Annotated in this window: 22 protein-coding genes; 11 read left to right on the top strand and 11 right to left on the bottom strand. The window is 72.7% G+C overall.

Annotated features, from left to right (window positions below; all coding sequences use genetic code 11):
• Position 1: 1 nt before the first annotated feature.
• The gene (locus ABT171_RS17975; protein ID WP_351244758.1) at positions 2-1,648 is read right to left on the bottom strand and encodes an FAD-dependent oxidoreductase; all 1,647 of its coding nucleotides are present in this window, start codon (positions 1,646-1,648) and stop codon (positions 2-4) included.
• 215 nt (positions 1,649-1,863) lie between these two features.
• Between ABT171_RS17975 and ABT171_RS17970 the strand changes: the two genes are divergently transcribed.
• From ABT171_RS17970 to ABT171_RS17940, 7 genes are read left to right on the top strand one after another with little or no spacing between them, the layout of a single operon-like run.
• Positions 1,864-2,934 (top strand): SchA/CurD-like domain-containing protein, encoded by a 1,071-nt coding sequence (locus ABT171_RS17970; RefSeq protein ID WP_351244756.1) that lies wholly within the window; start codon positions 1,864-1,866, stop codon positions 2,932-2,934.
• A gap of 35 nt (positions 2,935-2,969) precedes the next feature.
• Positions 2,970-3,398, top strand: a complete 429-nt coding sequence (locus ABT171_RS17965) for a cupin domain-containing protein (RefSeq protein WP_351244754.1) — start codon at positions 2,970-2,972, stop codon at positions 3,396-3,398.
• The gene (locus ABT171_RS17960; RefSeq protein ID WP_351244752.1) at positions 3,395-4,654 is read left to right on the top strand and encodes a beta-ketoacyl-[acyl-carrier-protein] synthase family protein; all 1,260 of its coding nucleotides are present in this window, start codon (positions 3,395-3,397) and stop codon (positions 4,652-4,654) included. The genes ABT171_RS17965 and ABT171_RS17960 overlap by 4 nt, the downstream gene beginning before the upstream one ends.
• Before the next feature lie 7 nt (positions 4,655-4,661).
• Positions 4,662-5,906, top strand: coding sequence for a ketosynthase chain-length factor (locus tag ABT171_RS17955; protein ID WP_351244750.1), 1,245 nt, complete (start codon positions 4,662-4,664; stop codon positions 5,904-5,906).
• Between the two features lie 22 nt (positions 5,907-5,928).
• Positions 5,929-6,183: an acyl carrier protein gene (locus ABT171_RS17950; protein ID WP_351244748.1), complete on the top strand. Its 255-nt coding sequence runs from the start codon at positions 5,929-5,931 to the stop codon at positions 6,181-6,183.
• 1 nt (position 6,184) lies between these two features.
• Positions 6,185-6,664, top strand: coding sequence for an SRPBCC family protein (locus tag ABT171_RS17945; RefSeq protein ID WP_351244746.1), 480 nt, complete (start codon positions 6,185-6,187; stop codon positions 6,662-6,664).
• A 19-nt stretch (positions 6,665-6,683) separates the two neighbouring features.
• Complete coding sequence (locus ABT171_RS17940) at positions 6,684-7,016, top strand: TcmI family type II polyketide cyclase (RefSeq protein ID WP_351244744.1); 333 nt, start codon at positions 6,684-6,686, stop codon at positions 7,014-7,016.
• 75 nt (positions 7,017-7,091) lie between these two features.
• Here ABT171_RS17940 and ABT171_RS17935 read toward each other — a convergent pair whose 3' ends face one another.
• A complete protein-coding gene (locus tag ABT171_RS17935; RefSeq protein WP_351244742.1) occupies positions 7,092-8,156 on the bottom strand; it encodes a methyltransferase in 1,065 nt (354 codons plus the stop codon).
• Positions 8,157-8,241: 85 nt separating this feature from the next.
• Positions 8,242-9,321 carry a right-handed parallel beta-helix repeat-containing protein gene (locus ABT171_RS17930; protein ID WP_351244740.1) on the bottom strand — a complete coding sequence of 360 codons (1,080 nt, stop codon included), beginning with the start codon at positions 9,319-9,321 and terminating at the stop codon, positions 8,242-8,244.
• Between the two features lie 192 nt (positions 9,322-9,513).
• Here ABT171_RS17930 and ABT171_RS17925 point away from each other — a divergent pair, with 192 nt between their 5' ends.
• Complete coding sequence (locus tag ABT171_RS17925; protein ID WP_351244738.1) at positions 9,514-10,683, top strand: ferritin-like domain-containing protein; 1,170 nt, start codon at positions 9,514-9,516, stop codon at positions 10,681-10,683.
• Between the two features lie 64 nt (positions 10,684-10,747).
• Here ABT171_RS17925 and ABT171_RS17920 read toward each other — a convergent pair whose 3' ends face one another.
• The 4 genes from ABT171_RS17920 to lipB all read right to left on the bottom strand — a co-directional run bounded on the left by ABT171_RS17920 (position 10,748) and on the right by lipB (position 13,755).
• A complete protein-coding gene (locus ABT171_RS17920) occupies positions 10,748-11,437 on the bottom strand; it encodes a DUF4191 domain-containing protein (RefSeq protein WP_351244736.1) in 690 nt (229 codons plus the stop codon).
• A gap of 60 nt (positions 11,438-11,497) precedes the next feature.
• On the bottom strand, positions 11,498-11,695 hold the full coding sequence (locus ABT171_RS17915; protein WP_031173128.1) for an SCO2195 family GlnR-regulated protein: 198 nt from the start codon (positions 11,693-11,695) through the stop codon (positions 11,498-11,500).
• 216 nt (positions 11,696-11,911) lie between these two features.
• The gene (gene lipA / locus ABT171_RS17910; RefSeq protein ID WP_351244734.1) at positions 11,912-12,877 is read right to left on the bottom strand and encodes a lipoyl synthase; all 966 of its coding nucleotides are present in this window, start codon (positions 12,875-12,877) and stop codon (positions 11,912-11,914) included.
• Between the two features lie 77 nt (positions 12,878-12,954).
• On the bottom strand, positions 12,955-13,755 hold the full coding sequence (gene lipB, locus ABT171_RS17905; protein ID WP_351244732.1) for a lipoyl(octanoyl) transferase LipB: 801 nt from the start codon (positions 13,753-13,755) through the stop codon (positions 12,955-12,957).
• A 238-nt stretch (positions 13,756-13,993) separates the two neighbouring features.
• On the opposite strand from lipB, the gene ABT171_RS17900 reads away from it, so the two are divergent.
• Positions 13,994-15,463, top strand: coding sequence for an NsdA family TPR-like regulatory protein (locus ABT171_RS17900; RefSeq protein ID WP_351244730.1), 1,470 nt, complete (start codon positions 13,994-13,996; stop codon positions 15,461-15,463).
• A gap of 109 nt (positions 15,464-15,572) precedes the next feature.
• Here the strand turns inward: ABT171_RS17900 and ABT171_RS17895 are convergent, their stop codons facing one another.
• Positions 15,573-16,937: an NAD(P)/FAD-dependent oxidoreductase gene (locus ABT171_RS17895; RefSeq protein WP_351244728.1), complete on the bottom strand. Its 1,365-nt coding sequence runs from the start codon at positions 16,935-16,937 to the stop codon at positions 15,573-15,575.
• Positions 16,938-17,149: 212 nt separating this feature from the next.
• A complete protein-coding gene (locus ABT171_RS17890) occupies positions 17,150-18,043 on the bottom strand; it encodes a TIGR01777 family oxidoreductase (RefSeq protein ID WP_351244726.1) in 894 nt (297 codons plus the stop codon).
• 82 nt (positions 18,044-18,125) lie between these two features.
• Here ABT171_RS17890 and ABT171_RS17885 point away from each other — a divergent pair, with 82 nt between their 5' ends.
• A complete protein-coding gene (locus ABT171_RS17885; RefSeq protein WP_351244724.1) occupies positions 18,126-18,614 on the top strand; it encodes a GNAT family N-acetyltransferase in 489 nt (162 codons plus the stop codon).
• 13 nt (positions 18,615-18,627) lie between these two features.
• Here the strand turns inward: ABT171_RS17885 and ABT171_RS17880 are convergent, their stop codons facing one another.
• Positions 18,628-19,812: a MarP family serine protease gene (locus ABT171_RS17880; RefSeq protein ID WP_351244722.1), complete on the bottom strand. Its 1,185-nt coding sequence runs from the start codon at positions 19,810-19,812 to the stop codon at positions 18,628-18,630.
• A gap of 380 nt (positions 19,813-20,192) precedes the next feature.
• On the opposite strand from ABT171_RS17880, the gene ABT171_RS17875 reads away from it, so the two are divergent.
• Entirely contained in the window at positions 20,193-20,981 is a 789-nt protein-coding gene (locus tag ABT171_RS17875) for a peptidoglycan recognition protein family protein (RefSeq protein ID WP_351245160.1), read from the top strand.
• A 47-nt stretch (positions 20,982-21,028) separates the two neighbouring features.
• Here ABT171_RS17875 and ABT171_RS17870 read toward each other — a convergent pair whose 3' ends face one another.
• Positions 21,029-21,547 carry a DUF4240 domain-containing protein gene (locus ABT171_RS17870; RefSeq protein WP_351245158.1) on the bottom strand — a complete coding sequence of 173 codons (519 nt, stop codon included), beginning with the start codon at positions 21,545-21,547 and terminating at the stop codon, positions 21,029-21,031.
• Positions 21,548-21,602: the final 55 nt, after the last annotated feature.

Raw genomic sequence — 21,602 nt, 5'->3', positions numbered from 1 at the left:
GTCAGCCCCGCCTCAGCAGCGTCCTCAGGACATCCCGCAGTGCCGTCTCCGGGTCCGGTGCCGCATCCATCGCCCGCCACGCCACGAACCCGTCCGGCCGTACCAGTACCGCTCCCTCGGCGGTGACGCCGTGGGCTCCGGCCCAGTCGTCACCCTCCGTGTCGTACCGCAGCTCGGCGTCCGCGCCCGTACCGATCCGGTAGGCCTCCAGCCGTACCTCCTCCGTCCCGGCGATGCGCAGCGCGGCGGTCCGCCAGGCGGCCCCCGCGGCCGAGCCCGCGTCACTCAGCAGCACCAGTGACCGCTCGTACAGATCGAGCGTGGACAGCCGCTCGCCCGCGCGGCGCAGCCACAGGTGCGGGGCCCGGCTGCCCGGTTCCCCGGTCAGCCGCAGCCCGTCCGGTACGACCGGCTGGTCCGGGTCGGCGCCCACGACGGCGCCCTGCGGGTAGCGGTAGCCGAGGACCACGTTGAGGATGCCGCCGCGCTTGCCGCCGCCGATGCCGGGCGCCGGGGCGAAGCCGGGGTGGCTGTGTTCCACGGAGCGGGCCGAGGCCCGCGCGCTGGTGGCCAGGGCGACGGGCCGCCGCTCGGTGTCGTAGGTGTCCAGCAGCCCGGGCCCGGCCCAGCCGTCGAGCACGGCGGCCAGCTTCCACGCCAGGTTGTGGGCGTCCTGGATGCCGGTGTTGGAGCCGAACGCGCCGGTCGGGGACATCTCGTGCGCGGAGTCGCCGGCGAGCAGGACGCGGTCGTCCCGGTAGCGCTCGGCGACGCGTTCGGCGGCGCGCCAGGACGCCTTGCCGGTGATCTCGACGTCGAGGTCGGGGACGCCGACGGCCCGGCGGATGTGCCGGGTGAGCCGTTCCTCGGTGAACTCCTCCAGCCTTTCGCCGTGTTCGGGGTGCCAGGGGGCGTGGAAGACCCAGCGTTCCTTGTTGTCGACGGGCAGCAGGGCGCCGTCGGCCTCGGGGTCGGTGAGGTAGCAGCAGATGAAGCGGCGGTCGCCGACCACGTCGGCGAGGAGTTTGGAGCGGAAGGTCACGCTGACGTTCGCGAAGAGGTCGCCGGGGCCGCTCTGCCCGATGCCGAGCCGGTTCCGGACCGGGCTGCGCGGGCCGTCGGCCGCGACCAGGTAGTCCGCGCGGACGGTGTACAGGTCGTCGCTGTCGCGGTCCCGGACGTAGGCCGTCACTCCTTCGGGGTCCTGGGCGAAGGACTCCAGCTCGTGGAAGTACCTGAGGTCGCCGCCGAGGGTGCGGGCCCCGTCCAGGAGCACCGGCTCCAGGTCGTTCTGGCTGCACAGGCACCAGCTGGTGGGGCTGAACCGGGCCAGCCCCCCGCCGGGGTCGATCTCCCGGAACAGCCACTCGCCCGCGTCCCCGACCAGGGTCGGGGTCTGCAGGATGCCGTGGTTGTCCGCGAGGAGGGACGCCGCCGTCTTGATGTCCGGCTCGACGCCGGCCACCCGGAACAGCTCCATCGTGCGCACGTTGTTGCCGCGGCCGCGCGGGTGGATCGAGGTCCCGGAGTGCCGCTCGACGAGCATGTGCCGTACGCCGAGACGGCCCAGGAACAGGGACAGGGACAGACCCACCAGCGAGCCGCCCACGACAAGGACGGGTACGCGGTGATCGGCTTTGTGCTGCATCGACGACTCCAGGGGCGGGGGCAGGGGCGGGGGTGTGGGGCACCTAGGGCCCCCTAGGAGATTCCTTGCCCTTTCGGAACGGCTTCGCGTGCTCAATCACCCTCCTGGTTCACACGAGTCGCGCACTCCGGAGGACAGGAACAGGATCAAGGAACGCTGACGTCGCGTCACGGGCGGCGTTGCCCCTCTGCTCCCCTGAAGGAGATGTGCGCAGTATGACCACCACGTCGGAAAAGGTTTCGGAACAGCTGGCGCGGCAGGTGTCGAAACGGGTCTCGCAGTCCGTCTTCGACGGCTCCCGCCTCCGGGTCGTCCTGCTGGTGGACGTATACGACGGCGCCCAGCAGCAGTTCCTGGAGGCCTACGAGCAACTGTGCAACCAGGTCGCGTCGGTGCCCGGCCATGTCAGCGACCAGCTGTGCCAGTCGATCGAGAACCCGTCCCAATGGCTCATCACCAGTGAGTGGGAGAGCGCCCCGCCGTTCCTCGCCTGGGTCAACAGCGAGGAACACGTCCAGATGGTGGAGCCGCTGCACAGCTGCGTCCGGGACACCCGGTCGCTGCGCTTCCACATCGTCCGCGAGACGGGCGGCGAGGCGGCGGCCGCTCCCGATGCCCAGCGCCGGCTCCAGGCCTCCCCGAGGATCGGCGACGGCGTGATCCGGCACGCGCTCACCTTCACGGTGAAGCCGGGCAGCGAGGCCGAGGTCGCGAGGATCCTCGCGGACTACGCCTCGCCCGAGGCACGGGTCGACGAGACCACCCGGCTGTGCCGCACCTCCCTGTTCATGCACGGCAACCGGGTCGTACGCGCCATCGAGGTGCGCGGCGACCTGCTGGCGGCGCTGCGCCACGTCGCCCGGCAGCCCGAGGTCCGGGCGGTCGAGGAGGCCATCAACCCCTATCTGGAGCAGGAGCGGGACCTCAACGACCAGGAATCCGCACGCGTGTTCTTCACCCGGGCGGCGCTGCCGGCCGTGCACCACGTCACCGCGGACGAGCTGGTCGAGGGCGAGCGGCTCGCGCTGTACTACCCGGCCCGGCCGGGCCGCGGGATGGAGCTGGCGCAGCTGCTCGCGCGGGACGACGAGGCGGCGGCGGAGGACCCGCGCAGCCCGGTGCTGCGCAGCACGATCTTCCAGCGGGACGACGTCGTCGTACGGCTGGTCGACCACCGTGCCGGCGTGGCCGTGGACGTCGCCCCCGCGGCTCCGCTGACCGCGCTGCTGGACGGCGAGGTCGTCCGGATGCAGCTCGTCACCGACCGGCGCTCGCCGGACGCCTGAGCCCCACAGCGGCACCACACCCACGGAGGACTGTCGTGATCAAACCCCTTCCGAAGATCGTGGACCTCAGCGAGGTCGAGCCCAACACCCGGCGCGGCGGCGATCTGCGCGCCATGCTCACCCCGGCCACGGTGGGCTCGACCAGCGGTTTCATGGGCGTGGCCATCGTGCAGCCGGGCGACCGCATCGGTGAGCACTACCACCCGTACTCCGAGGAGTTCGTGTACGTCGTCTGCGGCGAGCTGGAGGTGGACCTGGACGGCGAGCCGCACCCGCTGCGGCCCGAGCAGGGGCTGATGATCCCCATCAACATGCGCCACCGCTTCCGCAACGTCGGCAACGTGGAGGCGCGGATCGTCTTCCACCTGGGCCCGCTGGCCCCGCGCCCGAGCCTCGGCCACGTCGACACGGAGGAGACGGAGCAGGTGGCCGTCGCCGCCGAGGCGGGGCAGGCCCGATCATGACCCGGCGCGTGGCGGTGACCGGTATAGGCATCGTGGCCCCGGGCGGGATCGGCGTGCCGGCGTTCTGGGATCTGCTCGCCGAAGGCCGTACCGCGACGCGCGGCATCACCTTCTTCGACCCTGCCGGACTGCGGTCGCGGATAGCAGCCGAGTGCGACTTCGAGCCGGCGGCGCACGGTCTGGACGCAGAGCAGGTGGAACGGGCGGACCGGTACATACAGTTCGCCCTGGTCGCCGGGGACGAGGCGGTCCGGGACTCCGGTCTCGACATCGCCCGCGAGGACCCGTGGCGGATCGGGGTCTCCCTGGGTACCGCCGTCGGCGGCACCACCCGTCTGGAGCACGACTACGTCCTGGTGAGCAGCCGGGGGCAGCGCTGGGACGTGGACCACCACAAGGCGGAGCCGCAGCTGCACCGGGCGTTCTCGCCGAGCACTGCGGCCTCCGCGCTGGCGGAACGATTCGGCGCCCAGGGTCCGGTGCAGACGGTGTCCACCGGCTGCACCTCCGGACTCGACGCCGTCGGATACGCCTTCCACACCGTCCAGGAAGGCCGGGCCGACATATGCATCGCGGGGGCCGCGGACTCGCCGATCTCCCCGATCACCATGGCCTGCTTCGACGCCATCAAGGCCACCTCCCCGAACAACGACGACCCCGAGCACGCCTCCCGGCCCTTCGACAACAACCGTGACGGCTTCGTCATGGGCGAGGGCGGCGCGGTGCTCGTCCTGGAGGAACTGGCACACGCCCGGGCCCGCGGCGCCCGCGTCTACTGCGAGTTCGGCGGCTACGCCACCTTCGGCAACGCCTACCACATGACCGGTCTGACCAAGGAGGGCCTGGAGATGGCGCGGGCCATCAGGACCGCCCTCGACCAGGCCCGGCTCGACCCCACGGCCATCGACTACGTCAACGCCCACGGCTCCGGCACCCGGCAGAACGACCGCCACGAGACGGCGGCCGTGAAACGGGCGCTCGGCCACCACGCCTACGACACCCCGATGAGCTCCATCAAGTCCATGGTGGGGCACTCCCTCGGGGCGATCGGCGCCATAGAACTGGTCGCCTGCGTGCTGGCCCTCGCCAAGCAGGTCGTACCCCCGACCGCCAACTACGAGATCCCCGACCCCGAGTGCGACCTGGACTACGTCCCCCGGGTCGCCCGCGAACGCCGGCTGACCAGCGTGCTGTCCGTGGGCAGCGGGTTCGGTGGCTTCCAGTCCGCGGTGATCCTGACCCGGCCGAGGGAGTGAGGACACGATGAGCGAACCGCAGGACCGGCAGGCGGCCGTCACCGGCATCGGGGTGGTCGCGCCCAACGGCACGAGCACCGACACCTTCTGGAAGGCCACCCAGGAGGGCCTCAGCGTCCTCGACCGGATCACCCGCGAGGGCTGTGAGCACCTTCCCCTCAAGGTGGCCGGCGAGGTCCGCGCCTTCGACCCGGCGGCCACGATCGAGGAGCGCTTCCTCGTCCAGACCGACCGGTTCACGCACTACGCCATGGCCGCCGCCGACTTCGCGCTCGACGACGCCCGGCTCGGCCAGGCCGACACCCCCGACGCGCCCTACGACATCGGCGTGGTCACCGCGGCCGGGTCCGGCGGCGGCGAGTTCGGCCAGCGCGAACTCCAGCAACTGTGGGGCAAGGGCAGCCGGTTCGTGGGGCCGTACCAGTCCATCGCCTGGTTCTACGCCGCCAGCACCGGCCAGGTCTCCATCCGCCGCGGCTTCAAGGGCCCCTGCTCGGTCGTCGCCTCCGACGAGGCCGGCGGTCTCGACGCCCTCGCCCACGCCGCACGGGCGGTGCGGCGCGGCACCGACGCGATCGTGGCCGGCTCCACCGAGGCTCCCCTCGCGCCGTACTCGATGGTCTGCCAGCTCGGCTACGAGGAGCTCAGCCGCGAGACCGACCCGGCCCGCGCCTACCGGCCGTTCACGGAGGGGGCCTGCGGGTTCGTGCCGGCCGAGGGCGGCGCGATGCTCGTGATCGAGGCGGCGGGCACGGCACGGGACCGCGGCGCCGGCGTCCGGGCCCTCGTCGCCGGGCACGGGGCCACCTTCACCGGTGCCTCCCGCTGGACGGAATCCCGCGACGGCCTCGCCCACGCGATCCGGCACGCCCTGCAGGAGGCCGACTGCGCCCCCGAAGAGGTCGACGTCGTCTTCGCCGACGCCCTCGGGGTGCCGGAGGCCGACCGCGCCGAGGCACTGGCCCTCGCCGACGCCCTCGGCGAGCACGGCACCCGGGTGCCGGTCACGGCACCGAAGACCGGAATCGGCCGGGGGTACTGCGCCGCCCCCGTGCTCGACACCGCGGCGGCCGTGCTCGCCCTGGAGCACGGCCTGATCCCGCCGACGCCGAACGTCTTCGACGTCTGCCACGACCTCGACCTCGTGACCGGCCGCGCCCGGCCCGCCGAACTGCGTACGGCACTGGTGCTCAGCCGCGGACTCATGGGGTCGAACTCTGCGCTGGTGCTGCGGCACGGCGCCGCGCAGTGAGCACAGCAAAGGAGGAAAGCACATGTCCCAGATCACCGTGGAAGAACTCGCCGCGCTGATGAAGAAGGCCGCCGGGGTCACCGTCAGCCCCCAGCAGCTCCAGGAGAAGCCCGACACCGGCTTCGACGTCCTCGGCGTCGACTCGCTGGGCCTGCTCGGCATCGTCGGCGAGCTGGAGAACGCACACGGCACCCCGATGCCGGTCGACGCGGAGCGCTGCAAGACGCCCCAGCAGTTCCTCAACCTCGTCAACAGCACCCTGATGGCAGGAGCCTGAGATGGCAGGACACACCCAGAACGAGATCACCATCGCCGCCCCGCTGGACCTGGTCTGGGACATGACCAACGACCTGGAGCGCTGGCCCCAGCTGTTCAGCGAGTACGCGTCGGTGGAGGTCCTCAAGAGAGAGGGCGAGAAGACCACGTTCCGGCTGACCATGCACCCGGACGAGAACGGCACCGTCTGGAGCTGGGTCTCCGAGCGCGAGCCCGACCGCGACAACCTCACGGTCACCGCCCGCCGGGTCGAGACCGGCCCCTTCGCCCACATGGACATCCACTGGCGCTACGAGGAGGTGCCGGCCGGCACCCGGATGGTGTGGACCCAGGACTTCGCGATGAAGCCGGACGCCCCCGTCGACGACGCCTGGATGACCGACAACATCAACAAGAACTCCAAGGTCCAGATGGCCCTGATCCGCGACAAGATCGAGAAGGCGGCCGCCGGTCACCGGCCCGCCCCGGCGCTGGCCGACTAGCCGGACGGAGGACACGACCGTGCACCAGGCCCTGATCGTCGCCCGCATGGCCCCGGGCTCCGCCCCCGACATCGCCAAGGTGTTCGCGGAGTCCGACCGCGGAGAGCTGCCGCACCTCGTCGGAGTCGTCCGGCGCAGCCTCTTCCAGTTCGGTGATGTGTACATGCACCTCATCGAGTCCGAGCGCGAGCCGGGACCGGCCATCGCCAAGGTCACCTCGCACCCCGAGTTCAAGGAGGTCAGCGAGCGGCTCTCGGCGTACGTCAGCGCGTACGACCCGGAGACCTGGCGGTCCCCGAAGGACGCGATGGCACAGCGCTTCTACCTCTGGGAGCGCGACGCCGGCGCCTGAACCCCCTCCCGGACACCGGTGCCGGGCCCGCGTCCGACGCGGGCCCGGCACCGGTGTTCTCCGGGAAGGCGCGGCTCACATGGGGACCGTGCAGTCGAAGGCGTGCAGATAGGGGTTGACCGGCCGGATGTCGCCGACCTTCAGTCCCGCCGCCTCCAGCCGTCCGACCATGCTCTGCGTGGTGTGCTTGGCCCCGCCGACGTTCAGGAGCAGCAGCAGGTCCATCGCGGTGCTGAAGCGCATCGACGGGGTGTCGTCGACGAGGTTCTCGATGACCACGACCCGTGCGCCGGGGCCACCCGCCTCGACGACGTTGCGCAGCAGTCTGGCCGTGGACTCGTCGTCCCACTCCAGGATGTTCTTGATGATGTAGGCGTCGGCCTCGACCGGGACCGACTCGCGGATGTCGCCCGGGACGATCCGCGCGCGCTCCGCGAGATCGCCGCCCGGGCGCAGCCGGGGCAGGGCGTTCTCCACCACCCGCGGCAGGTCCAGCAGCCAGCCCCGCATCGCCGGGTACTTGTCCAGCAGGCAGGCCACCACGTGCCCCTGCCCGCCGCCCAGGTCCGCCACCGACCTGCTGGCGGACAGGTCCAGCAGCGCGGCGACATCGCGCGCCGACTGCTCGCTGGACGTGGTCATCGCCCGGTTGAAGACATCGGCCGACTCCGGGGCGTCCTCGTTCAGGTAGTCGAAGAACTCCTTGCCGTACAGGCCCTCGACGACGTTCTTCCCGGTGCGCACCGCCTCGTCCAGCTTCGGCCAGGCGTCCCACGTCCAGGGTTCGGTGCACCACAGGGAGATGTCGCGCAGGCTGTGCGGGTCGTCCTCGCGCAGCAGCCGCGACATCTCGGTGTGGCCGAACGTCCCGTCCGGGTGCTCGGCGAAGACGCCGTAGCAGGACAGGGCGCGCAGCAGCCGGCGCAGCGGCTTGGGCTCGGTCTTCACCGCGGCCGCGAGGTCCTCCACGGCCATGGGCGCGTCCCCGAGCGCGTCGGCGACGCCGAGCCGGGCGGCCGCGCGGACGGCGGCGGCGCACGCCGCCCCGAACACGAGTTCTCGCAGCCGCATCGACGGCGGCGGGGACGGGGGTGCCCCCTGCGCAGGGGGAGCCGAGAGCTCGGGGGATGGTGCGGTCATGTGCCGCCTTCCTTCCTTGCTGGGTGGGATACGGCGCCTGGGACGGGGGTGGGGACGGGATGGGGACGGGGGTACGGCCGTCCGGTCAGCACAGACCCGCGGGCTTCGAGGCCCGGCAGAGGTTGAGCTGGAAGACGTTGCTGCTCTTGGTGGCTTCCTGGTTGACGAGGTCCGCCGGGCCGTTGCCGCCGAGCCAGTTGCCCGAGATCCGGTTGCGCTCGCTGGTGGCGCCCACGAAGCTCTTGAACAGGACGATCCCGCCCGACAGCGGGGACGCGCCCGAGTTGTCGCTGACCAGGTTGTGCGTCACCACGGTGTCCTCGGTGCCGGTCAGGATGATGCCGGAGCCCTGCAGGAAGGGCAGCCGAGCGGTCGCCGCGCAGTACTTGTTGTTCCGCTCGACGAGGTTGTGGCTGACCGTGAGGGCGCCCGCCTTCGGCTTGTTCTCGTCGCCGACGACGAAGACGGCCGCGCAGTTGCCGGTGAGGTAGTTCTGCTTGACGGTGAGGTTGCGCAGCCGGCGGACGGTGATGCCGATCCGGTTGCCCTCCAGCTGGTTCTGTTCGAGGACGGTGCCCCCGGTGTCGGCGGCGCCCTGCTCCGCCGTGATGGTGTTGGCGAGGAACAGGCCCGCGTCACCGTTGGACCGGGCGATGTTCTGCCGGTAGACGCTGCGCGTGGAGCGCTCCTCCGCGATGCCCCACTGGCCGTTCCGGTCCGCCGTCACGCCGCGCACGGTCAGGCCGTCCGCGCCCACCGCGACGACACCGATCTTGGCGAATCCGGTCACGGTCAGGTCGGCGACGGTGACGTCGCGGACGGGCTGGTTCTTGGCTCCGACCACACAGATGCCGTTGCCCTGCCCCGCGCAGCTCTTCTTGTCCTTCGCGGTGCTCCCGGCCTTGGGGGCGGCCGGTTCGAGCACGGTGTCCGGGCCCACGCCGCGCAGCGTGATCCCGGACGTGGTCACCTCGACGCTCTCGTGGTACGTGCCGGCCTGCACGAGCACCGTGTCGCCGGACCGCGCGGCGTCCACCGCCTTCTGGATCGACTCACCCGGATGCACGACGCGCACCTGGGGGTCGGCCGATGCCGGGGCGGCGCCGAGGAGCGCGCCGAGGACTGCGGTACTGCAGGCAATGTACGGGATATGGCGTTTTGTCACATTCGGAAGGCTAGAAGCGCATGAGCCGATTACCGGCAGGATGCTCCGTCCGGCGGCGTGTCAGAGCCGGTCCGCGCCACACCGGCGGCCGGACGTCCCGCACACGGCCGCGCCGGCTTGCTAGCTTCGCGAGCTGTCGAAAGGCCCCGGCCGCCGTGTGCGCGGGCGGGGGCAGGACGGAGCGGAGGCGACGTGACGGGCACGAGCGAACAACCGGACGGGCCGGCGGCCGCCCCGGTCGGCCGCCGGGGCTTCCTGGCATCGGCCGCCCTGGCCGCCACCGCACCGCTCCCGGGGGCGGCGCCGGCACAGGGCGCCGCACCGGCTGCCGCTGCCGCACCGGACACCGCGGGACCGGCCGGCAGCCCGGCTGCCGCACCCGGCCCCGGCTCCGTCGCCCGTCTGCTCGCCGTGCCCGAGGGCGACCGCGACATCGACTGGCTCCGCGCGGCCCTGCACACCGCCGTGCGGCTCGAACTCGCCACCATCCCGCCCTACCTGTGCGGCTGGTGGTCGGTCAGGGACCGCCGCGGCGAGGCCGCGCAGCTGATCCGGCGCATCGTCGGCGACGAGATGTACCACCTGGGCGTCGTCTGCAACCTGCTCGTGGCCGTGGGCGGACGGCCCCGGATCAAGGACGCGGCACCCCGCTACCCCGGTCCGCTGCCCGGCGGGGTGCGCGCCGGAGTGCACGTGTACCTCTCGGGCCTGACCAGGGAATACGTGCGCGACGTGATGATGGCGATCGAAGCCCCCGAGGCCCCGCTCGCCCGTACGGCGGCCCACTCGCCCACGATCGGCGGCTTCTACGGCGACCTGCAGGCGGCGTTCCGGCGCACGGCGCCGTATCTGTCGGCCGAGTTCCAGCTCTCCGACCGCATCGGCGCGGACGTGCTGGAACCGGTCACCGGACTCGACGACGTCGAGCGGTCCCTGGAGATCGTCAAGGAGCAGGGCGAGGGCACCGCGAGCTCCCCGGCCGACGCCTTCCAGGACGACCACCCCGCGCACTACTACGCCTTCGCGGAGATCTACCACGGCCGGCGGCTGCTCAGGACCGCCCGCGGCTGGGAGTTCGCCGGGGCGCCCGTGCCCTTCCCCGCCGCCCGCCCCATGGCCCCGGTCCCACCCGACGGCTGGCACCGCCCACCGGAACAGGTCCAGCGACTCCTGGACCAGTTCGACAGCACCTACTCGGCGGTGCTGGACGCCCTCGACGAGGCCTGGGGCGGCGGTGGCAGACGCAGCCTGGGCACGGCGATCCGCGCCATGCGCGCCATGGAGGACCCGGCGGTGGAACTGATGGAGACCCCGATCCCGAACGCCCCGGGCACCTACGGCCCCCAGTTCCGGCCCAGCTGATCGGGTGCGACGGGGCCGGCGCCCCAACAACCGACGGCCCCCCGCGCGCCCTGCGGTGTGACTGTCAGCGCCCCTTCGGCATCCGCATGCCCTTGGGCATGGGCCCCTTCGGCACCGGCATGTTGCTCAGCAGATCCCCCATGGCCCGCAGCCGGTCGTTGGTGGCCGTCACCTGGGGGCCGGTCAGCACGCGCGGGAACTTCAGCAGCGTCGTGCGCAGCTTCTTCAGCTCGGTCTGGCCCTCGCCGCTGCCGACGATCACGTCGTGCACCGGTACGTCCGCGACGATGCGGTTCATCTTCTTCTTCTCGGCGGCCAGCAGGCTCTTCACCCGGTTCGGGTTGCCCTCGGCGACCAGCACGATGCCGGCCTTCCCGACCGCCCGGTGCACCACGTCCTGGCTCCGGTTCATCGCCACCGCGGGAGTGGTCGTCCAGCCCCGGCCGATGTTGTCCAGCACGGCCGCGGCGGCGCCCGGCTGGCCCTCCATCTGGCCGAAGGCGGCCCGCTCGGCCCGGCGGCCGAACACGATGGCCGTCGCCAGCAGAGCGATCAGCAGGCCGAAGATGCCCAGGTAGACCGGGTGACCGATCAGGAAGCCGATCCCGAGGAAGACACCGAGGGTGCCGATGCCGACGGCCGCGAGTACAAGACCGATCTTCTTGTCGGCCTTGCGGGTCATCTTGTACGTGAGAGCGATCTGCTTCAGTCGCCCTGCGTTCGCGGCGTCCGCCGCGGTTTCCTTCCTCGCCATGCCACGAAGTCTACGTGTCCCCGGGAGTGCGGACGACGGCAGTGCCCCGGGGCGAGCGGGTCAGGAGCGGTCGGCGGCCTGCTCCAGGAAGCGCTGCGCCTCGACCCGGTCCTTGGCACGCCGGCGGTCCTCCAGCACGGAGGTCCACGCGTTGCGGCGGGCGGTGCGCTGGCCGCCGCTCATGAGCAGGGACTCGACGGCGCGGAGGGCATCGGTGAAGGACGGGATGGCGGTGGCGCGTACGGGCGCGGCCTGCATGATCGAGGTCCCCCTCGGAGCGAGTGGTGTACGGGGCGTGATACCAGAGTCACTGATTGGTGTTACCAGGGCGTGTCCGACCGGTCAAACGCCAATGAAGCCTTGATACAGAACCCTGAAACGCTGACGCGGCCCTGATGTCCGCCCTCATCAGCGAGGACGGTCAGGACCGCGTCGACTCGGCCATTACTGGCCGGTAATTGCTTGTGCGTGAATTCACACAGCCTGCGTGGCGACGTAGGAGCCGCGCTTCTCGACAGCCATCTGGTACAGGCGTCCGGCACGGTAGGAGGACCGCACCAGCGGACCGGACATCACCCCGGAGAAACCGATCTGCTCGGCCTCCTCCTTCAGCTCGACGAACTCCTGCGGCTTGACCCAGCGCTCGACGGGGTGGTGCCGGACGGAGGGGCGCAGGTACTGGGTGATGGTGACCAGCTCGCAGCCCGCGTCGTGCAGCTGCTTCAGCGCCTCGCTGACCTCCTCGCGGGTCTCACCCATGCCGAGGATCAGGTTCGACTTGGTGACCAGGCCGAAGTCCCGGGCCTCGGTGATGACCTTCAGGGAGCGCTCGTAGCGGAAGCCGGGGCGGATCCGCTTGAAGATCCGCGGAACCGTCTCGACGTTGTGCGCGAAGACCTCGGGCCGGGCGGAGAAGACCTCCGCGAGCTGCTCGGGGACCGCGTTGAAGTCGGGAGCCAGCAGCTCCACCTTGGTGCGGCCGGCTTCCCGGTCCGCCGTCTGCCGGTGGATCTGGCGCACGGTCTCGGCGTACAGCCAGGCGCCGCCGTCCGCCAGGTCGTCGCGGGCGACGCCGGTGATGGTGGCGTAGTTCAGGTCCATCGTGACCACGGACTCACCGACGCGGCGCGGCTCGTCGCGGTCCAGGGCCTCGGGCTTGCCGGTGTCGATCTGGCAGAAGTCGCAGCGCCGGGTGCACTGGTCGCCGCCGATGAGGAAGGTCGCCTCGCGGTCCTCCCAGCACTCGTAGATGTTCGGGCAGCCGGCTTCCTGGCAGACCGTGTGCAGACCCTCGCTCTTCACGAGGTTCTGCATCTTCGTGTACTCGGGACCCATTTTCGCCCGGGTCTTGATCCACTCGGGCTTGCGCTCGATGGGGGTCTGGCTGTTGCGGACCTCCAGGCGCAGCATCTTGCGTCCGTCGGGTGCGACTGCGGACACGACCGGCTCCCTAGCGATTGATTCTTCGGCGTTCCCCAGGGTACGCCCGTTGATTTGGTGGCCCGGAGGCGGTTGTTCTACGCAGCCGGTGTCTTCTCGATCACCCGCGGCTTCAGATCCGCGTGCTCCAGGACGTCCCTGAGGTGCTTCTCGACCACCGGCAGGACCTCCTCGATGGTGACGTCCCGGCCCAGCTCGCTCGCGAGGGAGGCCACCCCCGCGTCCCGGATCCCGCACGGGATGATCCGGTCGAACCACTTCATGTCCGGGTTCACGTTGAACGAGAAGCCGTGCATGGTGACGCCCTTGGCCACCCGGATGCCGATCTGGGCGATCTTGCGGTCCTCGCGCCGCTGGCCCGCGTTGGAGGGGGCGTACTCGGGGCCGTTGAGGCGCGGGTCGAACTCCTCGTCGGTCAGACGCGGGTCGAAGTCCAGGGACAGCCCGCCGAGCGCCGGCCGCCGCTCGACCGGGTCGCCGAGCACCCACACGCCGCTGCGGCCCTCGACGCGGGTGGTCTCCAGGCCGAACTCGGCGCAGGTGCGGATGAGCGCCTCCTCCAGGCGCCGGACGTGCGCGACCACGTCCACCGGGCGCGGGAGCTTCTGGATCGGGTAGCCCACCAGCTGGCCCGGGCCGTGCCAGGTGATCTTGCCGCCGCGGTCCACGTCGATCACCGGGGTGCCGTCCAGCGGGCGCTCGCTGTCCTCGGTGCGCCGACCGGCGGTGTAGACCGGGGGGTGCTCCAGGAGGATCACGGTGTCCGGGGTCTCGTCGGCGAACCGGGCCGCGTGCACCCGCCGCTGCTCGTCCCAGGCCTCCTGGTACTCGACGGCATCCGCACCGAACCCCATGCGGACGAACCGCAACTCACTCACGGCAAGCGCCTCCCTCAGCGACCGGTGTGTCAGGCACATAACGCGCCCACGCCACTGTACGACCGACCGGCGCACGTCAGCCCCGCGGGCTTTCCTCACACGATCGGATGAATGCGTCCGGAAGGTTGTGATCGGCCGTTCACTCTCCGCTACATTCACGCCGTTCGTGCGGCCATAAGGGCTGCTCAAAGGCAATCCGGCACTTCAGAGGCACGGAAGGCAGGAGACCGCACCGCAGATGACGGACCGACCCGCGCAGCGCACCCCCAACCGCCAGCTCGCCGCGCTCATCGCAGAGGCGGGGTTCTCCAACGCGGGTCTGGCTCGTCGCGTCGACCAGCTCGGCCTGGAGCACGGGCTGGACCTCAGATACGACAAGACCTCGGTCACCCGCTGGCTGCGCGGGCAGCAGCCGCGCGGTACGACCCCCGCGCTCATCGCCGAGGTGTTCACGCGCCGGCTCGGGCGCCGGCTCACGGCCCAGGACCTCGGCCTGGACGCCTGTGCGCCGGTGTACGCCGGGCTGGAGTTCGCGGCCACCCCGGAGGAGGCCGTCGACATCGTCAGCGGGCTGTGGCGCAAGGACTCCGGCAGCCACGCCGAGCTCCGCAAGATCGCCTTCACCCCGGCGGGGCTCGTGGTGCCCAGCCGGGACTGGCTGATCGGCAAGCCGGACGACAAGGTGGCCCGCGAACAGTCACCCCGGGTGCCCGCGCAGGGCCGCCCGGCCCCCGCCAAGCCCCAGGTCCGGCCGGCGGTCCCGATCCCGTCCCGCGGCCGCGGGCAGGCCGAGCGCGCCCCCGGCCACAAGGTCACCGGCGGCGACATCAACGCGCTGCGCTCGGTCGGCGAGCTGTTCCGCACCCTCGACGACCGGTTCGGCGGCGGCCACGCCCGCCAGGCCCTGGTCCGCTACCTGGAGCACGAGTGCGAGCCGATGCTCCGCGGCACCTACGACGAGCAGACCGGCCGCCGCCTGTTCGCCGCGGCCGCCGACCTGACCCGGCTCGCCGGCTGGACCTCGTACGACATCGCCGCGCACGGACTCGCCCAGCGCTACTTCGTGCAGGCCCTGCGGCTCGCCCAGGCGGCCGGCGACCGCGCGTACGGCTCGTACGTCCTGGTCACCATGAGCCGCCAGGCCGTCTATCTCGGCCACGGCAGGGAGGCCGTGCAGCTGGCCCGGGTCGCCCAGCAGGGCGCGGGCACCGGTGGGCCGCCGGTCGTGCAGGCGCTGCTGCACGCCTCCGAAGCGAGGGCGCACGGCGTGCTCGGCGAGGTGCGGGCGTGCACGGCGGCGCTCGTGCGGGCCGAGCGCGCCCTGGAGGCGGCCCGGCCCGGGGACGAGGTGCCGTACTGGGCCAGGTTCTTCGACGAGGCGCAGCTCGCCGACGAGTTCGGGCACTGCCACCGGGATCTGCAGCAGTTCCGGGCCGCCGCCCAGCACGCCGAACGCTCGCTCCAGCTCCGCGCCCCCTCCTACGCCCGCAGCCGCCTCTTCTGCCGGGTCGTCCTCGCCACGGCCCGCCTCGGCCTCGGTGAACTCGACCAGGCGTGCGCCTTGGCCGCGGAGGCGGCGGGTCAGGCCACGGAGATGCGGTCCGTCCGCGCTGTGGAGTACGTACGGGACTTCGAACGCCGGCTGGAGCCGTACCGGGACGCGGCACCGGTGCGGGGGTATCGGGAGAAGGTGGCGGCGCTGGGGTAGCCAACCGCCGTTGCGGGCTGCGGTTGTTCGCCTGGTGACGTGCCGCCGTGGCTGGCCGCCCACGCGGCGGGGCCGCACATCGCTACGGCCCCGCGCCCCTGCGGGGCGCCTAGGCCGCCTTCGGCAGCATGGGCGCCGGATCCGCGCGGTGCATCGAGCCCGCCGCGCCCAGGTCGGCCAGAATCGCCGCCGCCGCCCGGTGGGCCGAGTGCAGGGCGCCCTGGACCGTGCTGGTGTCGCGGTGGTCGCCGCAGACGTACAGGCCGGCCAGGAGGCGTACGGGGCGGCGCAGGTCGTGTGGGGGGCGCATGGCGGGGACCGCCTCCGGGGTGTGGTGGACCGCCAGTGTCTCCCAGCGGCGCGTCGAGGTGCCGTAGAGCCGGGCGAGGTGGATGCGGACCGCGGTGTCGACGCCCTCGGGCGGCGTGCCCAGGACCGTCGAGGAGATCAGCACCCGGCCCGCCGGCGCCCGGCTCGGGTCCACGTTGCTGAGCACCGCCGTGTGTGCCACCGGCCCGCCGCGGTCGGCGTCCAGCAGCAGCGAGGTGCCCGCCGAGAACGCCGGCGCCGGATCGTCGGTGGTGTGGTGGACCACGGTCACCGGGTGGAAGTCCGGCACCCTCAGGCCCGGCAGCAGCTCCGCCGCGGCCCGCGCGTCCGTCGCCAGCAGGACCGCCCGGCAGCGGATCTCGCCGTGCTCGGCGGTCGTCACCGCGGTCGTGGAGACCGAGGTGACCCGCACCCCGGTGTGCACGGTGCCGGGCGGCAGCGACCGCGCCAGCAGCACCGGCAGCATCTCCGCGCCGCCCTCCGGCACACACAGCCGGCCGCCGGCGAAGGCGCGCAGCGCGAGGTCGGCACACCGGCTGGAGGTGCTCAGCTGCGGGTCGCACAGCAGCGTGGCCAGGAGCGGGCGCAGAAAGCCGTCGATCGTGCGCCCCGGCATCCCGCGCTGGGCGAGGGCCTGTCCGGCGGGCATCTCGGGGCGGGCCAGGATGCGTTCGACCGGGGTGGTGGCGATCCGGCCCAGGGCGGTGCCGAGCCGGGCTTGGTCGACCGCGCCGCCCACCGGCGCGCCGGCCCGGCCGGGGGTGGCCGCCGGCCCCCGGGGGGCGCTTGCGAGGGCGCGCACCACATGGAGTGCGCCCCTTGCGCTCCCTCCGGCCGCCGGTGCTCCTGCGCGCTGCGCGCGTCCGTCGCGGTGCAGCAGGACGCCGGGCGCGAAGGTGCGCAGGACCAGGGAGTCCAGGCCCGGGGAGGTGCGGAGTTCGGGGTAGGACGTGGACAGCAGCTGTCCGATGCGGTCGAGCCGGAAGCCGTCGACCTTCTCCGTCGACATGCGGCCGCCCGCATAAGGGGCGGCCTCAAGGACTGCGGTTGAGATTCCTGCGCTGGTCAGCCGGTGAGCCGCCGAGAGACCGGCGATTCCGGCTCCCACGATGACGACGTCCACCTGGTACGCGGGCTCAAGCACGAGGCCCCTCCTGCGGTTGCGTGGCCGGTGGAGACGTCATGCCCCCAACTGGCTCCAGGGATACCCGAGTTCGGGTCGAGGTTAGGGCCGCGATCGGTCACAAACAGTCGCGCATCAACAGGGCACGGTCGCATAGAGGTCGCATACGGCCACAAGAGATCTCAGAGGGGCGCAGGAGATGTCAGGGAGTCGCAGGAGATCTCCTGCGGGTGTCACGCCGCCCGGATGGCGTCGTCGACACCCGGGAACGCGAAACGGAATCCCGCCCCCAACAGCCGCGCGGGCACCACGCGTTGGCTGCCCAGCACGTCCCCGGCCAGCTCGCCCAGCACCGCCCGCAGCACCGGCGCCGGTACCGCGAACGGGGCCGGGCGGCGCAGCACGCGCGCCATCGCCGCCGTGATCTCACGGTTCGTCAGCGGCTCGGGCGCCGTCAGGTTGAACGGCCCCGACAGCGTGCCGTGGTCGAGGAGGAACCGGAGCGCGGCGACCTCGTCGTGCAGCGCGATGTACGACCAGTACTGCCGCCCGTCACCCAGCCGCCCCCCGAGCCCCGCCCGGAACAGCGGGAACAGCCGCCCCCACGCACCGCCGCCCCGGGCCACCACCAGCCCCGTACGGGCGAACACCGTCCGCACGCCCGCCTCCTGCGCGGGCGCCGCCGCCTCCTCCCACTCCACGCACAGCGACGGCAGGAAGCCGTCACCCGGGGGCGCGCTCTCGTCCACCACCCGGTCGCCGGTGTCGCCGTAGATGCCGATCGCGCTGCCGCTGACGAACACCCGCGGCGGCTCGGGCAGCGCGGCCACCGCCTCCGCCAGCGCGGCCGTGCCCCGCACCCGGCTGTCCCGCAGCAGCCGCTTGTACGACGGCGTCCAGCGCCGGTCGCCGATCCCGGCCCCGGCCAGATTGACCACCGCGGCACAGCCGGTCAGCCCCGCCACGTCGACATACCGCCCCGCGGGGTCCCAGCAGACCTCGTGCGGGCCCGCCGCCGCCCGGCGCACCAGGCGCACCACCTCGTGCCCGTCCGCGGTCAGGGACCGCACCAGGGCGCTGCCGATGAGCCCCGACGCGCCGGCCACGGCGATTCGCATACGCTCCATGGCCCCAGCATGCCCGCGACCCCGGCGGGCCCGCGCGAAAACCCCGTGAGGCGCTCCGGCCGCCCGCCGTAGGGTGATCGTCATGCCGGAGCCGTACATACGCATCGCCGTGGCCGCCGACGAAGAGGAACTGGCCGTCCTCGACCGGACCACCTGGTCCACCCTGCACGCCGTGTCGCCGCCCCCGGAGCCGCCCTACGAGCCGTTCTTCGACGAGCGCCACCGCCCGGGGGACTACCTGGTCGCCGAAGCCGGGGGGCGGCTCGTCGGCTATGTGCGCCTCGCCCGCCCGACCCCGCTCGCCTCCAACGCCCACGTCCTGCAGATCCAGGGCCTCGCCGTCGCCGAGGAGGCCCGCGGGCGGGGGCTCGGGCGCGCGCTGATCCGGGCCGCCGTCGAGGAGGCGCGCACACGCGGCGCACGGCGGCTGAGCCTGCGGGTCCTCGGCCACAACGCCCCGGCCCGCGCGCTGTACGAGTCCGAGGGGTTCGCCGTGGAGGGAGTGCAGCCCGGGGAGTTCCTCCTCGACGGCGCCTACGTCGACGACGTGCTCATGGGCCGGCGCCTGTGACCGCCTCCCCCCTCTAGGAGCTGACCAGCTGCCCCGTGTCCACCGGTGCCGTCGCCCTGGCCGCGCGTTGCGCGTCGCCCGCCACCTCGTCCGCCGTCAGCGCGTAGCCCGTCTCGGCGTCCGAGGTGGAGCGGGCGAAGACCACGCCGAACACCCTGCCGTCCGTGGTCAGCAGCGGGCCGCCTGAGTTGCCCGGCCGGACCGTGGACCGGATGGAGTAGATGTCCCGGGTGACCACGCCGTCGTTGTAGATGTTCTGCCCGGTCGCCTGCACCCGGCTCGCCACCGTCGCCGCCTGCAGGTTCAGGCCGCCGTCCTGCGGATAGCCCGCCACCACCGCCGGCTCGCCGCGCACCGCGCCCGTGTCGAAGCGCAGCACCGGGGCACGCAGATCCGGCACATACAGCACCGCGACGTCCCGGCCGGGGTCGAAGAGCACCACCCGGGCCTCGTACGACCGCCCGACGCCGCCGACCCGCACGCTCGGGTGGTCGATGCCCGCCACCACGTGCGCGTTGGTCATCACATGCCGCGCGGAGTAGACGAACCCGCTGCCCTCCCGGCCCTCGCTGCCCGAGAGGCCCTCGATCTTCACCGTGCTCAGCTTCGCGGCGCGCGTCGCGGCCGGGGTGACGCTGTCACCCGAGGGCCGGGCCACCCGGGCCGTCGACTCGTTCTCGAACGGGTTGAAGACCTGCGGGAAACCCGCCTCCGTCAGCGCCGACGTGGCCCGCGAGAACCACGCGGGCGTCGTGTCGGGCATCGCCTGCTGCACCGCGCCCAGCAGCGTCGAGTTCCGTATCGCCGTGGTCAGGGTCTGTGAAGGGGCCGCGGCCAGCACGCTCGCCGCCACCCAGGCCACGATCAGCACCGCGACCGAGTTCGCCGCCGCGCCCCCTATCCCGTCCGCCACCCGCAGCGCACCCCGGTCCAGCTCCCCGCGCAGCCGCAGCGCCAGCCGGCCCGCCAGCTCGTGCCCCAGCACCGCCGGCACCAGCACCGTCACCACGGCGAGCACCGTCGCCTGCGCCGTACCCCGCTCCGCCAGGCCGGTCACCCAGGGCAGCACCCACACGCCGGCGGCGGCGCCGCCGACGAATCCGGCCAGCGAGACACAGCCGGCCACCAGTCCGCGCCGGTAACCGGACGCCGCGTAGACGAGGATGACCAGCACAAGCACCAGGTCGAGCAGGTCCACGGAGCCGCCTTTCTCTCGGACCCCTCAGTACGGACGGGACGGGCCCGGTGATCAGTCACCCACGCGGGCACGGCCACCGGGCGGCGAACCGGCCACGTATGTGTGTACCCCCAGAAACGTCCCGGACCAGGACGATGGTTCCGCCGGGTGGCACAGCGCACATCGCGGACACGCCCCGCCGCCACGAGAGTGGGACCATGCGTGCCGCCCGAAGAACCTCGCACACGCCCGGGACCCGAGAGCCGTCCGGGCCGCCGGTGCCCTCGGCAGACGCCGGCATGGAGCAGCCCGGGCCCTCCGGGGCGGCGACCACGCCTGGACCGCCGGAGCGCCCGGGAAGGGGAAGCCGGATCCGCCGGCGGGTGCCCGGGGCCCTGCTGGTGCTGGTCGGGTGTCTGCCCGGGCTGGTGGCCGTCCTCGTGCTCGTCCTGTGCGCCCGCGACACCGGGCACACCGAGGCGGTCCGCCTCGACCGTCCCGGCCCGGCCCGTGCCCACCGCGCCGCCCGGCCGCCCATCGTGCCCCGCTCGGTCTGGCTGGGCACCGCCCGGCGCACCCAGCCGCCCCCGCGCTACGACGACAAGGTGGTCGCCGTCTTCATCCACCACACCGACTCGCCGAGCGCGTACGACTGCGCCGACGCGCCGCGCATCATCCAGCACCTGTACGCCGGGCAGACCGGCGACCGCCGCTGGGACGACATCGGCTACAACTTCCTCGTCGACCGCTGCGGCACCATCTACGAAGGCCGCGCCGGAGGCACCGGCCGGCCCGTCACCGGCGCCCACACCCTGGGCTTCAACCACCGCACCGCCGGCATCGCCGCCCTCGGCACCTTCACCGCCGGCGCCCCCGTGCCCCGGGCCATGACCGACGCGATCGCCGCCCTGGCCGCCTGGAAGCTCGGCCTCGCCGACGTCGACCCGCGCGCGACCGTCCGCCTGGTGTCCAGCAGCAGCCGCAGCCGCTACCACGCCGGCACCACCGTCACCCTGCCCGCCCTCGCCGGCCACGACGCCGGGTTCATGACCAGCTGCCCCGGCGCCGCCCTCACCGCCCGCCTCCCCGAGATCCGGGAGAAGGCCGCCCGCCTCCAGGGCCGCACCCCGGCCCGCCCCAAGCGCCCCAAGCGCCCCGCACCGGCCCGGTCGTCCACAAGGACGCCATAGCCGCCACGTGGCCCGGTGCGCACCCGGCGCGCCGCGGTCGTGCGCGGTCACTCCCGGAAGCGGGCCCACAGCCGGGGGAAGCGTTCGGCGAGCGCCTGCTCGTTCTCGAAGTCCAGCGGTGTGCCCTCCGGCTCGGCGGGCGCCGGGGCGATCCCCAGATCCGGCGCGACGGTACCGGTCAGCTGCTCGTACGCCTCGTCCGCCGCGTAGCCCAGCTCCTCGCCGTCGCCGTCGATCTCCTCGTCGAACTCGCCCAGCGACTCCGCCAGCGAGTCCGGATCGTGCAGCGCGCCCTCGTAGACCTCACGGCCCTGGCCGATCAGCCAGCACCGGAAGAAGTCGAACGCGTCGTCGCTGGCCCCGTCCAGCAGCACCCAGGCGGCGCCCCACAGGTCCCAGCGGTAGGCCCGGTTGTACCGGGCCTCGAAGTGACGGGCGAAGTCCAGGACCAGGTCGGGGTCCAGCTGCAGCAGCCGGTCCACGAGCACGTCGGCCTGTTCCTCGGGATCGCCCTCGGCGGTCTCGCGGGCGGCGTCGATCAGCTCCCAGAACTCCGTCTCGTCCATCACGGCACCAGCATCGGGCCTCCACCGGAGGGACGCACGCGGAGTGCGCCGGAGT

Origin of the sequence: Streptomyces sp. NPDC001851 (assembly GCF_040297165.1) — a bacterium.
Classification (GTDB): Bacteria; Actinomycetota; Actinomycetes; order Streptomycetales; family Streptomycetaceae; genus Streptomyces.
Note: the sequence above shows the minus strand (reverse complement) of the source record. Positions and strands in the feature narration are given on the sequence as shown.

Excerpts from the sequence above, each read along its gene's own strand:
- ABT171_RS17975 (WP_351244758.1), bottom strand. The coding sequence starts at position 1,648 with ATGCAGCACAAAGCCGATCACCGCGTACCCGTCCTTGTCGTGGGCGGC.
- ABT171_RS17970 (WP_351244756.1), top strand. The coding sequence starts at position 1,864 with ATGACCACCACGTCGGAAAAGGTTTCGGAACAGCTGGCGCGGCAGGTG.
- ABT171_RS17960 (WP_351244752.1), top strand. The coding sequence starts at position 3,395 with ATGACCCGGCGCGTGGCGGTGACCGGTATAGGCATCGTGGCCCCGGGC.
- ABT171_RS17955 (WP_351244750.1), top strand. The coding sequence starts at position 4,662 with ATGAGCGAACCGCAGGACCGGCAGGCGGCCGTCACCGGCATCGGGGTG.
- ABT171_RS17950 (WP_351244748.1), top strand. The coding sequence starts at position 5,929 with ATGTCCCAGATCACCGTGGAAGAACTCGCCGCGCTGATGAAGAAGGCC.
- ABT171_RS17945 (WP_351244746.1), top strand. The coding sequence starts at position 6,185 with ATGGCAGGACACACCCAGAACGAGATCACCATCGCCGCCCCGCTGGAC.
- ABT171_RS17935 (WP_351244742.1), bottom strand. The coding sequence starts at position 8,156 with ATGACCGCACCATCCCCCGAGCTCTCGGCTCCCCCTGCGCAGGGGGCA.
- ABT171_RS17920 (WP_351244736.1), bottom strand. The coding sequence starts at position 11,437 with ATGGCGAGGAAGGAAACCGCGGCGGACGCCGCGAACGCAGGGCGACTG.
- ABT171_RS17915 (WP_031173128.1), bottom strand. The coding sequence starts at position 11,695 with ATGCAGGCCGCGCCCGTACGCGCCACCGCCATCCCGTCCTTCACCGAT.
- ABT171_RS17900 (WP_351244730.1), top strand. The coding sequence starts at position 13,994 with ATGACGGACCGACCCGCGCAGCGCACCCCCAACCGCCAGCTCGCCGCG.
- ABT171_RS17890 (WP_351244726.1), bottom strand. The coding sequence starts at position 18,043 with ATGGAGCGTATGCGAATCGCCGTGGCCGGCGCGTCGGGGCTCATCGGC.
- ABT171_RS17885 (WP_351244724.1), top strand. The coding sequence starts at position 18,126 with ATGCCGGAGCCGTACATACGCATCGCCGTGGCCGCCGACGAAGAGGAA.
- ABT171_RS17870 (WP_351245158.1), bottom strand. The coding sequence starts at position 21,547 with ATGGACGAGACGGAGTTCTGGGAGCTGATCGACGCCGCCCGCGAGACC.